General features: G+C 57.3%; 12 protein-coding genes. 5 read left to right on the top strand and 7 right to left on the bottom strand.

The window, feature by feature from the left end:
• The first annotated feature begins 158 nt into the window (after window positions 1-158).
• A complete protein-coding gene (locus tag IEW12_RS24345; RefSeq protein ID WP_188568724.1) occupies window positions 159-1,298 on the top strand; it encodes an HDOD domain-containing protein in 1,140 nt (379 codons plus the stop codon).
• Between the two features lie 338 nt (window positions 1,299-1,636).
• Here the strand turns inward: IEW12_RS24345 and IEW12_RS24340 are convergent, their stop codons facing one another.
• Window positions 1,637-2,020: a hypothetical protein gene (locus tag IEW12_RS24340; RefSeq protein WP_188568723.1), complete on the bottom strand. Its 384-nt coding sequence runs from the start codon at window positions 2,018-2,020 to the stop codon at window positions 1,637-1,639.
• A gap of 300 nt (window positions 2,021-2,320) precedes the next feature.
• Between IEW12_RS24340 and IEW12_RS24335 the strand changes: the two genes are divergently transcribed.
• Window positions 2,321-3,856 (top strand): B12-binding domain-containing radical SAM protein, encoded by a 1,536-nt coding sequence (locus IEW12_RS24335; protein WP_188568722.1) that lies wholly within the window; start codon window positions 2,321-2,323, stop codon window positions 3,854-3,856.
• On the opposite strand, the gene IEW12_RS24330 is transcribed toward IEW12_RS24335, so the two are convergent.
• The 6 genes from IEW12_RS24330 to IEW12_RS24305 form a co-directional block, all read right to left on the bottom strand.
• Window positions 3,857-4,660 (bottom strand): substrate-binding periplasmic protein, encoded by an 804-nt coding sequence (locus IEW12_RS24330; RefSeq protein ID WP_188568721.1) that lies wholly within the window; start codon window positions 4,658-4,660, stop codon window positions 3,857-3,859.
• 20 nt (window positions 4,661-4,680) lie between these two features.
• On the bottom strand, window positions 4,681-4,896 hold the full coding sequence (locus IEW12_RS24325) for a DUF3717 domain-containing protein (protein ID WP_188568720.1): 216 nt from the start codon (window positions 4,894-4,896) through the stop codon (window positions 4,681-4,683).
• Window positions 4,897-4,985: 89 nt separating this feature from the next.
• Complete coding sequence (locus IEW12_RS24320) at window positions 4,986-5,300, bottom strand: metal-sensitive transcriptional regulator (protein ID WP_188568719.1); 315 nt, start codon at window positions 5,298-5,300, stop codon at window positions 4,986-4,988.
• A gap of 60 nt (window positions 5,301-5,360) precedes the next feature.
• Window positions 5,361-6,155, bottom strand: a complete 795-nt coding sequence (locus IEW12_RS24315) for a substrate-binding periplasmic protein (protein ID WP_188568718.1) — start codon at window positions 6,153-6,155, stop codon at window positions 5,361-5,363.
• 102 nt (window positions 6,156-6,257) lie between these two features.
• A complete protein-coding gene (locus tag IEW12_RS24310; protein WP_188568717.1) occupies window positions 6,258-7,676 on the bottom strand; it encodes a sensor histidine kinase in 1,419 nt (472 codons plus the stop codon).
• Between the two features lie 16 nt (window positions 7,677-7,692).
• Window positions 7,693-8,373: a response regulator gene (locus IEW12_RS24305; RefSeq protein WP_188568716.1), complete on the bottom strand. Its 681-nt coding sequence runs from the start codon at window positions 8,371-8,373 to the stop codon at window positions 7,693-7,695.
• A gap of 297 nt (window positions 8,374-8,670) precedes the next feature.
• Between IEW12_RS24305 and IEW12_RS24300 the strand changes: the two genes are divergently transcribed.
• The 3 genes from IEW12_RS24300 to IEW12_RS24290 all read left to right on the top strand — a co-directional run bounded on the left by IEW12_RS24300 (window position 8,671) and on the right by IEW12_RS24290 (window position 12,704).
• On the top strand, window positions 8,671-9,609 hold the full coding sequence (locus IEW12_RS24300) for a Bug family tripartite tricarboxylate transporter substrate binding protein (RefSeq protein ID WP_188568885.1): 939 nt from the start codon (window positions 8,671-8,673) through the stop codon (window positions 9,607-9,609).
• Between the two features lie 85 nt (window positions 9,610-9,694).
• Window positions 9,695-10,807: an ABC transporter substrate-binding protein gene (locus IEW12_RS24295; protein WP_188568715.1), complete on the top strand. Its 1,113-nt coding sequence runs from the start codon at window positions 9,695-9,697 to the stop codon at window positions 10,805-10,807.
• Window positions 10,808-10,925: 118 nt separating this feature from the next.
• Window positions 10,926-12,704: an ABC transporter permease gene (locus tag IEW12_RS24290; protein WP_188568714.1), complete on the top strand. Its 1,779-nt coding sequence runs from the start codon at window positions 10,926-10,928 to the stop codon at window positions 12,702-12,704.
• Window positions 12,705-12,726: the final 22 nt, after the last annotated feature.

Genomic DNA, 12,726 nt, shown 5'->3' with positions numbered 1-12,726 from the left:
CTCTCGCCGGGGCTTGCTGCATGGCTATTTGGCAGGAATTCTGTCAGACTGATATGGACAAAAACAAGAGTGAAAAACTGCGGCCGTCTTACGGCAATTTTTTGGCAGATTTCTTTAGCTCATTTCATTAGCTCCAACATCAGAAGCCGGGAGATCTTGTGCGCAAAGCACTGAATAATTTGCTGAAACGCTGGTTTACACAGCCGGAAGCCGCGCCTACACACGGCGACAACAATGCAGACCTGAAAGCGGAAGCCGAAGCCATTCCCAAACCCCTGCCCGCAGCAGAAGCAGCACAAACTGCCGTCGCCGCAACCGCGGTCAGCGTGCCGGAAACCAAACTGCTTGCCGCAGAACAAGAAATCTTTGTTGCCTGGAAACCCCGCGTGGCAATAGATGCGATGTTCTTCGACTGGCTGATGGGCCATCCCGGCGAAGGCAGCAGCATGGAAACCGAGCAAAAGATATTGCAGGCGCTGTATGCGCTGCTGGCGTCGGACCTGAACGATGCAGTGGTCGTGCCGCGCGTGCCTACCGTGATACCGCAATTGCTGAACAGCCTGCGCAACAAGAGTGTATCGGCCGGCGAGCTGGCCCAGCATATCGTCAAGGATGTGGTGTTGGTCGGCGAACTGATCAATGCCGTCAACAGCTCGCTGTACAATCCGGCCGACCGTATCAACAGCCTGGACAAGGCCATCATGATCCTGGGCGAAGACGGCCTGCGCCTGCTGATCGCCAAGGTTGCGTTCCGTCCCATCATCAACATGAATTCGGGCCAGTACACGCGCCGGGCTGCGCCGCATATCTGGAACCAGTCGGAAAAATGCGCGATCGTCTGCCACCATCTGGCCGGCAATCAGGATCCTTTCCAGGCCTTCCTGACGGGCTTGATGAAAAACGTGGGCCTGATCATTGCCTTCCGCCTGCTGGACCAGGTGTGCGAAGAACCGCGCTTCAAGTATTCGCGCAGTTTTGCGCTGGCCTTCACCTCGGTAGCTGCAACGCTGTCTTACCGCATCGCGCAGCGCTGGGGTTTCCCGCCTGAAGTCGTGCAAGCTTTGCAGCAGCAGGCTGGCGGCAGCAAGGCGCCGAACTGGACCCCGCTGGGACATCTATTGCATACCGCTGACCTGCTGGCCAAGATGCGGGTGCTGGTCAATAATAACCAGTTGAAATCCAATGATGAAAATCTCAGGATAGGCCTGGATCAACAGGCGGTTGCCTGCTTTGACAGCCTGAACGATATCAACCTGTATGAGCAGGCCGGGACTGGAAAAACACAATTGACGTCATGAGATTGTCCACAACCTGGTCTTAATCCGGTCTTGAGGAATATGCTGAAGCGGCCCGAGCTTGTGGCAGCTGAGTTTAGAATCTCGAATCTGGGATTGATGCGCCGGGAGGCGCTGGATGGCGGTCTTGCCTGATCGCCGTATGCTTAGTCGGCGTCTCCGGTACCCCGGAATGACTTTAAGAATGGCTGCAACGCGGCTGTTTACTTGGTCTTGCTGAAGCTTGCTACTGCTTGTTAAGTCTTACTTCTTTTTACTTCCTTGCCGAAGCCCTGCCTGATTTCGTTTAGCGGGTGCCAGGCTGTTTTCTCTTTTTCCCTACCTCTACAATCAACCTGCGATCAAGCTGCAGGCTGATTGCGTTGTACAGCGCTGGCCTGGATGCGCAGGTCTTGCTGCAGCATGGCCAGTTTTTGTTCTGCTGTCAGGCGTTTGGCGGCGATCACTACAGTCTGTGTACCGGCGGTTGCTGTATCGAAGGCGATTTTTTCATCTTCTGTCATACGCTTGGCGGCGACCACGACTGTTTGTGCAGTTGCTGCTGCTGTGTCGAAAGCGATTTTCTCATCTGTCGTCATGCGTTTGGCAGTCATGGTCACTGTTTGCACATCGCTGCCGGCAACTTGTTGTGTGCCTGCGTGGAAGGCGCAACCGCTGACGAATACTGCAGCTACCAGGGCAGTTGCGACGATCACGCTGGATTTGAAAGTGTTTGCTGTTTTCATTTTATTTCCTCTTTCGATTTATTGTTTGGGGTTGTCTGTGTGTTTTTCTTTTTACTGCTTTTTTTCGTTTATCGGCTGTTTGTCTTTCGTCGATGGTTGTACTGTAGTCAAAGCCTTCGCAAGCCGCGAGCGACTTGCGACGAAATGCAGAAACGCGGGATCAAACGACAGAAAAAGCGGACTGGAGTAATTTGGCAAGGTGATGGTTCAGGCATCGAAAAGCCGGTTTTCGGGGGTAGCGAGGGCCGAACGCGTACAATACGGCTTTACGCTATCTGGCGCCCGCTACCCCTGTATCCCATGACCATCCTGCTGTCCACTCTGAATGCCCGCTATGCCCACGCCTCGCTGGGTTTACGTTATCTGCTTGCCAACATGGGTGATTTACAGGAGCAAACCAGGCTGCAGGAGTTCGTCATCGGTGCCAAGACGACCGATATGGTTGAAAAACTGTTGTCACACCAGCAAGCTGGAGAAAAGCTGATCATAGGCTTTGGCGTGTATATCTGGAATATAGAAGAAACCACCAAGCTAGTTGCCGTACTGAAACAGGTCGCACCGGAAGTCGTCATCGTGCTGGGCGGACCGGAAGTGTCGTATGAAACCAATGAACAGCACATCGTCAAACTGGCCGACTATGTCATTACCGGCTGGGGCGACGTTACCTTCCCGGATATCTGCAAGCAGGTCCTGCAAGGGCCCAAGCCGCTGATGAAGGTCCACGCCGGCGTGCAGCCACCGATGGCGCAGATCAAGCTGCCGTATGATCTATATAGCGACGATGACATCAAGAACCGCACGCTGTATGTGGAGGCATCGCGCGGCTGCCCGTTCAAATGCGAATTTTGCCTGTCGGCACTGGACAAGACTGCGTGGCCTTTTGATATCGACCTGTTCCTGGCCGAGATGGAGAGCTTGCACGCACGCGGCGCGCGGCTGTTCAAGTTTGTCGACCGCACCTTCAACCTGAATATCAAAACCAGCCTGAAGATCATGCAATTCTTCCTGGACAAGCTGGAAGCCAATCCGGAAGACCCGGTATTCGCCCACTTCGAGGTAGTGCCGGATCATTTGCCGGATGCCTTGAAGGATGGAATCAAGAAGTTTCCGCCGGGCACTTTGCAATTTGAGCTGGGCATACAGACTTTCAATCCCGAAGTACAGGCGCTGATCAGCCGCAAGCAGAACAATGACAAGGCCGCCGAAAACATACGCTGGCTATGCGAACACTCCGAGGCGCACCTGCATGTGGACCTGATCGCCGGCCTGCCGGGAGAGACTGTAGAAAGCTTTGCACTGGGCTTCAACCGGCTGTATGCGCTGAAACCGCACGAAATCCAGTTCGGCATACTGAAACGTCTGCGCGGCACCCCCATCATCCGTCATACGCAAGAGCATGGCCTGATATTCGACCCGCATCCGCCGTATACGATACTGGCCAATGATACGATCAGCTTCGCCAGCATGCAGAGGCTGGTGCGTTTTGCCCGCTACTGGGATCTGGTTGCCAATTCCGGCCGTTTCGCGCATACCTTGCCGGTGATACTGGGCGAGAGCCCGTTTGAGCATTTCATGGCCTTATCCGACTGGATATACGCCAGGACCGATGCCACCCACAGGATAGCGCTGGAAAAGCTGGCCGCACTGGTCGCGGAATGGCTGTCCACCGAGCGCGGCATGGACAAGGAACAGGTCGCTGCGATGATCAAGAGCGACTATGCCGGCCAGTCCATCCACCAGCACGGGCCGGACAAATCCGCCGGCAAGGCCGCAGTTGCTAAAACGGCGACGGCGGCTTCCACCCCATCCCGCCAAGCCAGGCATATGGCGGCTTGATTATTTGCCGGGAAAGAGCAGCCGGGTAAATTCTCCAGACTTTCTGGCATTCAGGATCACCTGGTCCAGTTGCTGCATCAGCCCGTCATACTTGCCCGGCAGCGCGGCAAAATGCAGTTCGTCGGTCAGCAGCGGCTTGCGCATGACGCTGACATGGGTCGCCTCCGGAATTGCCACATCATTGATCTGTTCATGCAGGATACGGTTCAGGCGATTCTCCACGTCTTCCGCCTGCGGACGGCGGTCACCGACCAGCATGACATCCATGCGCCTGTTAAGCAGTTTCTTCAGACGCACCACATCCGAGCTGACGTCTTCTTCGACCCGGAACAGTTTGTTCCTCTGTGCGTCAAATGCATCGCCGTAACTGGCACCGCGTACGACGCCGACGGTTTTTCCCTTCAGGTCGCGCATGTCGGCAAAGGCAAAGCTGCTTTCGCTGCGCGTCACCAGCCATACATAGCTGGCAAATACGGGTTCGGAAAAACGAAACATTTTCAATCTTTCACTAGTCTTGCTCAACCCGAACACGATGCCTTCGCCGGCGCGTGCATTGGAGATCACACGGTTCCACGGGTAGCGGCGGATATCAAAACTGACACCCAGTTCGCGTTCTATATACGCCAGCACATTGCGCACCTCTTGCTGCACCGGTAGAAGCTCGCCGTTTTCGCCGCGTAATTCCCTGATCAGCAAGGGAACGCTGGTCGCCGCTGCAGACTTGACAGTAGCGGCAGGAAGCAGCGAGAACAGTAGTAAAAAGGAGAGGGCGCGCCGCCGCAGGGCCATGGGAGAGTCAGGCATGGCGCAAACCTCTGGCCCGGCTAGGACTTTGATGCTTGCCAGATACGCAGCAGGCTTTGCGCGTTCGGCTTCAATTCCTGCGCCGCTATTTCTTTCTTGCGGTGGAAGATCATCAGCGCATACTCGCTCGCAAGGATGTTTACCTCGGGTGACAGCGCGCATTCGTCGCCGGTTGCGGGACGTTGCTGGCGCCAGTAGTTAATGGCGGCTTCCAGTTCCGGGAGAGTGATGTTCATTTCACCATTCTACATCCATTCTGCAATTGACTTTATCAGAACAAAATCACGGAAAAATATTGATGCGTTAAGTCTGTGCGCGAGCTGCTTCAGGCAAATTTGTCCAGCAGCCTGACCAGCCGCTGCAAGCTCTGCTGCCTGTTTTCCTCGCCGCCTTCACCTTCGGCCTGCGTGACTATGGCGCTGGTCATCAGCGTGACAAAAGAGCGGTCCAGCGCCTTGCGGGCCGCCGACATCTGCTGCGCAATCGCTTCGCAATCCTCAGGCTCGGCAGCCTTGGCGACCAGCTTCTGTACCCCGCGCAACTGGCCTTCCACACGGGCCAGCCTGTGCAGCAAATCTTTCTTCTGCTGTTCAGTCAGCGCAGTGCCTGTGAGAATCTTGAGAGGAGGGGTGCTTGCCATGTCGGGAATTTGCCTGTGCTTTTATATACTCTGGCGAGTATCCTAGCACCGTTTGGAGGCTTACTGCTCCTGGCTGAGCGCTTTCGCCAGGTCGCCGCTCTTCTTGCCGCGTGCGATCACTGCATTGATTTTCTTGATGATGCCATCGTCGTCCCTTGCACGTATTGCAAAGTGGATATTGTCCATCATCAGCGGCTTGCGCAACACCCGGAACACGACGCCGGGCGGCATCCTGATTTCCGGCATGTCTTCCATCACGCGCCGGTTCAGCATCAGCTCCACCTGCTCAGGATCGGCATTGCGGTTCTGGTAAATGATCGCATCCATGCGGTTATTCAGCAATTTTCTCAGGCGGCTCTGCAAACCGTAGGCGTCTTCTTCGGCCGTGAACAGGATATTCTTCTTGCGGTCGAACTCATCGCCAAAACTGGCGCCGCGGTTGATGCCCAGCGATTTTCCCTTCAAATCCTGCATGCCGGAAAAAGGAAACACCGCATCGCTACGCGTCACCAGCCACACATAATTGACATACACAGGATCGGAAAAATGCAGGGTCTGCAGGCGGGCGGTATTTTTAGACAGGCCGAAAGCCAGGCCCTCGCCGCTATTCAGGTTTTGCAGCAGCCGGTTCCATGGGTAGCGCCTTACCTCGAAACCGACATCCAGCCCACGCTCGACAAACTCTATCGTATTGCGGAAGGCCGGCTGCGGCAAAGTGCCGGGCACGGCGTCGGTCATTGACGCCACCATCAGTACGATGTCCGGTTTTTCCGCGTACAAGGCCAGCGGTTGCAGCAACAGCAGGGGCAGCAGCAGGCGCAATAGCTTCGCTATGCAAGGCACGCGGCGGGACAAGCCATGTCGCCATGGCGTCTTCCGGCGTGCAGAAAGACCTGCCCGCTCACTATTTGCGCATACCGGATACATCGTGGAATCGGGCCTACGCCGCTCCTGGGATTAGTCAACAGGAAAACAGATTACCACTCTTAAACATTGCCCGGCAACAACATTACTAAGGCTTATGTTTCCATTATGTAACAGCGCAATATCCTTCACTATGCTCAAACCCAGGCCTGCCCCTCCCGGATTGCTTTCCACAGCCGTGCCGGCACGGTAGAAAGGCGCAAATACACGCTCCTGCTCGGCCGGCGGTATGCCGGGGCCGTCATCTTCTATCTCCAGCACGGCCTGTCCCGCCGCCGCATAGGCCCGTACCGTAATATGTCCCTGCTGCGGCGTATACCGAATGGCATTGTCCAGCAGATTGGACAGCATCTCATGCAATAGCAATTCATGCCCTATCACCGTCACCTCCTGCTCTGCTTCCAGCGACAGGTCGATTTGCTTCTTCACTGCAGGCAGGGCCAGTTCGGTGCATACCTGGCGTGCGATATCGCGCAGCGAGACCCTGGCCATCGCCCCTTCGGCAGCGCCATGGCCGGTGCGTGCCAGGGTCAGCAACCGGTTAGCCAGGTGTACGGTGGAGTCAGTGGTGGCGGCGATACTTTGCACGATGTGCCGCATCGCCTCGGTATCGTTTTCGCGCAGGGCCAGCTCGGCCTGCGTCTTCAGCACCGTCAGCGGCGTGCGCAACTGGTGCGAGGCATCGGCAATGAAGCGTTTCTGCCCGCTGATCAGGGTTTGCAGGCGCGCCATGTAGCCGTTCATTGCGATAATCAGAGGACGGATTTCCTTGTGCACCAGCTCAGGATCAAAATCCGACAGGTCAGTGGGTTCGCGGTTTTCCACATTGGACTTCAACTGCATCAATGGATGCAGCACGAAGCGCACCGCTACCCATACCATCAGCGCCACCGCCAGCACCAGCGCCGCCTGGCGTACCAGCGTATCGATCAGGATGGTGCGCGACAGGCCGCGCCGCGCATCCATCGTTTCGCCGACCTCGATCAGCGCAATGCCGCGCATCCTGTCGTCGTACACCGGCTGGTGCAGCGCCGCTATCCTGACTTCCTGGCCCTGGTAGTCGGCGCCGAAAAAGTGTACCAGCGCAGGATAGATTTGCGAGCGCGGCACATTTTTAGGCAAGGTGGGCAAGTCTTCATAGCCGGAAATGAATTCGCCGTTGATGCCGGTCACCTTATAGTACAGGCGCCCCAGCGTATCGGTCTCGAAACTGTCCAGCGCCACGTAAGGCACATTGGCAACCAGCTTGCCATCCACGATGCTGACCCGTTCCGACAAGGCGCGCGCGGAAGCCAGCAGCGAGCGGTCATAGGCCAGGTCGGCCGCATCCAGCGCATTGCGGTAGACCGAATAGGCGTTCAGCGCCACCAGCAGCAGCAAGGGTATCAGCAGCCAGCGCAGGAACTGGCCGCGCAGGCTGCCGACGGTATCGGTGGATTTCCACAGCTTCATTGCACAGGCTGCCGCATCATGCGCCGCGCGCTTCCAGCAGGTAGCCTATGCCGCGCAGCGTCGTGATCGCAACGCTGCCGCCGCTGGCGCTCTCCAGTTTCTTGCGCAGGCGGTGAATATAGATTTCTATCGCATCCAGGTTGGCGTCATCAACCAGTGCAAAGACTTCATCGAACAGCTTTTCCTTGGGCACCGCCTGCCCGCGCCGTATGATCAGCGCTTCCAGCACCGCATACTCGCGCGGGGTCAGCGACAAAGGCACTTCATTGAAAGAAAACAGCCGCGAAACGGTATCGAAGGACAGACCGCCACAAGTCAGCGTCACCGCCTCGTTACCCTGCGAGCGGCGCAGCAGCGCCTTGACCCGGGCTTCCAGCTCCGCCAGTTCAAACGGCTTGGCCAGGTAGTCGTCCGCGCCCAGGTTCAGGCCCTGCACCCTTTCATTCAGGCCGCCGCGCGCAGTCAGTACCAGCACCGGCATCTTGCTGCCGCGCGCACGCATGCGCTTCAATACGTCCAGCCCGTCCATCTTGGGCAGGGTCAGGTCCAGGATCACCAGCGCATATTCCTGCGTGTGCAGCAATGCGTCGGCATCGGCGCCGTTCATCGCGCATTCCACCGTCAGGTGGGCGTCCTGCAGGGCCTTGGTCAGCCAGCGGGACAGTTCTATGTGGTCTTCCACCAGTAATATGCGCATCTTGTTATAGTCTCTTTACATCTTTTTGATCGTCTCTGTTTTTTATCATACCCATATTCCCGCCTTTTGCAAAAGCAGGCCAGGCCGCTTGCCATCGACCGCAGTCGCATATTGCAATGCACAAACGAAGTATTTGCGCAAAGACCTAGCCTGAAAGCTAACTGAAAGTATCCGGAGACTAGCATGCCTGTCACATTGAAAGAATCCCGTCATATTCCACCCACAACGACCAAGCTGCCGACCATGCGCCTGAAGCCAGCCTACTTGCTGAAGCAGTTGCAACGCATCCTGCCCGCAATGGCGGTGGCAGCGCTGTGCGGAAATACGCTTGCCGCTGCCGTCCCGCCGGCAAATGCGAATGCGACCTGCCTGGCGCCGGCCAAACCCGGCGGCGGCATGGACCAGACCTGCAAGCTGATACAAAAAGCGCTGGGCAGCGATATGCAGATCAGCTATCTGCCGGGTGGCATAGGCGCGGTGGCCTGGAATTCTGTCATCACACAGCGCAAGGCGGAACAAAATACGCTGGTTGCCTATTCCGGCGGTTCGCTGCTGAACCTGGCCGAAGGCAAATTCGGTAAATCCAGCGTAGCCGACGTGCGCTGGGTCGCCGGCATAGGAACGGACTACGGCATGATCGCGGTGCGCAGCGATTCACCGTACAAGAATCTGCGCGAATTGCTGCAAGCCATCAAGAGCAAGCCGTCAAATGTCGCAATCGGCGCCGGCGGCACCGTAGGTAGCCAGGACTGGCTGAAGATGTCGCTGCTGGCCAAGCGCGCCGACCTCGATCCCAAAATCATGCGCATCGTCGCGCTGGAAGGCGGCGGCGAATCCTTTACCGCCTTGCTGGCAGGCTTTGTCCAGGCGATCTCCGGCGATACCTCGGAAGCCAGCCTACACATACGCGAAGGCAAGATCAGGGTGCTTGCCGTACTGTCTGAACAGCGCCTGCCCGGCCTGCTGGCGGATGTACCGACTGCGCGCGAGCAGGGTTTCGACGTGACCTGGCCCATCATCCGCGGCGTATATATGGGTCCGCAAGTCAGCGATGCCGACTATAAAAAATGGGTAGCCAGGTTCAATCAGGCAATGGCGACCAAGGAGTTCGACCAGTTACGCGCGGCGCATGGCCTGTACCCGTTTGCGATGACGGGCAGCGACCTGACTGCCTATATCAATAAAACCGTGGAGCAATACCGTACCCAGGCCAAGGAATTCGGCCTGTTGCGCTAGATCGTCAAGACCGGCAACAGGCAAAAGCAGGACATTCGCTACAAAGACATCAGATTCAACCATACCAAAAACAGGAGACAAGACTATGTTGCGCAGAAAAATCATCACCACCGCCATCGCCGCTATTGCCGGTACTGCCTTGAGCGCTTCCTTCAGCCTGAGTTATGCACAGGCACCTGCCGGCTATCCGGCCGATTACAGCAAGATCGTCGATGCGGCGAAAAAGGAAGGCAAGCTGGTCATCTACAGCGCGACCGATACCAAGGCCGTGGAGCCGATGATCAAGGACTTCAAGACCATGTATCCGGATGTCCAGGTCGAATACAACGACATGAATTCCACCGAAGTCTATAACCGCTATATCTCCGAAACGGCCGCCGGTGGCAATAGTGCCGACCTGATGTGGTCTTCCGCAATGGACTTGCAGACCAAGCTGGTATCCGATGGCTACGGCCTGCAATACCAGTCGCCGGAAACCAGCGGCATCCCGCAATGGGCGGTGTGGAACCAGTCTGCCTACGGCACCACCTTTGAACCTGCGGTGTTTGTGTATAACAAGCGCCTGGTGGCCGAAAACGAAGTGCCGAAGACCCACGCCGAATTTGCCAAGCTGATCACGACCAAGCTCGACAAGTTCAAGAATAAGGTCACTTCCTACGATATCGAAAAATCCGGCGTAGGCTTCATGTTCATTACCCAGGACAGCCGCGAAAACAAGGAATTCTGGGATCTGGCCAAAGCCTTCGGCGCAGTCAGCCTGCGCGTGCAGTCCTCCACCGGCACCATGCTGGAACGCATCTCTTCCGGCGAGAACCTGCTCGGCTACAACATCCTCGGTTCGTATGCGCTGGTGCGTGCGGCGAAAGATCCTTCCATCGGCGTGGTGCTGCCCAAGGACTACACACTGGTGCTGTCACGCGTGATGTTCATCAGCAAGGGCGCCAAGCATCCCAACTCCGCCAAGCTGTGGCTAGACTATACCTTGTCCAAGCGCGGCCAGACGATGATCGCCAATGAAGCCAAGCTGTATGCGATCCGCGCCGACGTCAAGGGAGAAACCACTTCCTCCGACCTGGCAAAGCAGATAGGCACCGGCCTGAAACCTTTGCCGGTCAATCCCATGCTGCTGCAATACCTGGACCAGGGCAAGCGCCTGGCTTTCCTGAAGCAATGGAAAGAGACCGCCGGAAAGAAGTAATTTCGTCCTAACAAGCTACGCCGCATGGATGCAGTTCTGCAGACCATGCGGCGGGCATGCTGAGTGCAGCTTTCAATAGCCTGCTCCCAGTCGTTCCTGATTTAACAAGGCATCCCTCATGCAAACCCTAAGCCTACCCCCAGTCAGCAAATGGTCGCGGATCAACTGGCCGCGCGGCGTCGTTGTGACGCTGGCACTGCTGGCGATCTTCACACCCCTGTCCCTGATTTTTTTCCAGAGCTTCCTGTCGGCGCCTTTCTTTGCGCCGGTCAAAACCCTGGGCCTGGATTCCTACCGTTTCATCTTTGATGATCCGGACTTCCGCGATGCATTCTGGAACGGCCTGATCCTGGCCTCAGGCCTGGCGGTGATCGCCGTGCCTCTGGGCGGCTTGCTGGCCTTCCTGATGGTGCGTACCGATCTGCCGGGGCGTAGCTGGATAGAACCGATGCTGCTGGTGCCCATCTTTGTGTCCCCCATGGTGGTCGCCTTCGGCTATGTCGTGTCTATGGGGCCGGTCGGTTTTTACACGCTGTGGATAAAACAGCTGATCGGTGTGCAGCCGTGGAATATCTATTCCTTCTTCAGCATAGTCGTGATCGCCGGCCTGACCCATGTGCCGCATGTCTACCTGTATTCTTCCGCCGCGTTGAAGAGCCTGGGCTCCGATGTGGAAGAGGCTGCCCGCGTTGCCGGCGCTTCGCCTTTCCAGGTTGCGCTGAATGTATCGCTGCCCATGATCATGCCGGCGCTGGCCTTTGCCGGCGTGCTGGTGTTCTTCCTGGGTTTCGAGGTATTTGGACTGGTGCTGGTGCTCGGCGATCCCGAGGGTCATCTGGTTTTGGCGACCTATCTGTACAAACTGACCAACAAGCTGGGCACGCCGTCCTACCATCTGATGGCGGCCGCTGCAGTATGCCTGGTTGCGGTCACGATGCCGCTGGTGATGATACAGCGCTGGCTGCTGAAATCCGCCAACAAGTACGTGTCCATCAAGGGCAAGGGTTCGCGCCAGAAACCGCTGCCGCTGGGCAAATGGAAATGGGTAGCCTTTGCCGTGCTGGCCGCCTGGCTGATCTTCACTATCGTGATTCCCTTGTCCGGCATCGTGCTGCGCGCCTTCGTGTCTTACTGGGGTGAGGGCGTGCAACTGGCCGACGTGCTGACGCTGCAGCATTTCCGCGACATCCTGGAACAACCTTCGCTGATGCGCGGCATTTTGAATACGGTCTTGATCGGTGTAATCGGCGGTGCGCTGGCGGTCATCTGCTATGCCGGTATCGCGCTGGCGATGCACCGCAAACCGGATGGCATCACCCGCCTGCTGGACTACAGCGTACTGGTGCCGCGCGCCATTCCCGGCTTGCTGGCCGGCCTGTCCTTTCTGTGGGTATTCCTGTTCGTTCCGGCCTGGCTGGAAGGTGCGCTGAAAGGCTTCGACAATGCCGCCGCAGTGTGGCTGGTGGAAAACCTGATACCGCAAATGCGCGCATTGCGCTCCACCATCTTCTCGGTATGGATTGCCTATTCCGTGGTCTGGATGGCCTACGGCTTGCGCCTGATTTCCACCGCGCTGCTTCAGGTGGGGCCGGAACTGGAAGAAGCGGCGCGCGCCGTCGGCGCCAGCCGCGGCCAGGTCACCCGCGACGTCACGCTGCCGCTGGTCAAATACGGTTTGCTGGGTGCGTGGCTGATGGTATTCCTGATTTTTGAACGCGAATATTCCACCGGTGTTTACCTGCTGTCGCCGGGTACCGAGGTGATAGGCGCACTGATCGTATCGCTGTGGGCCGGCGGCTCGGTCGACCTGGTCGCTGCACTGTCCTTTATCAATATCGCGCTGGTCGCCGTCGGCCTGGGCCTGGCCTTGCGCTTCGGCGTCAAGCTGAGCCATTAGAGCTACGAGAAAATTATCCTGG

This window comes from Parundibacterium terreum (genome assembly GCF_014636315.1).
Taxonomy (GTDB): Bacteria; Pseudomonadota; Gammaproteobacteria; order Burkholderiales; family Burkholderiaceae_D; genus Undibacterium; species Undibacterium terreum.
The sequence above is the reverse complement of the archived record's forward strand: the minus strand, read 5'-3'. Positions and strand labels throughout refer to the sequence as shown.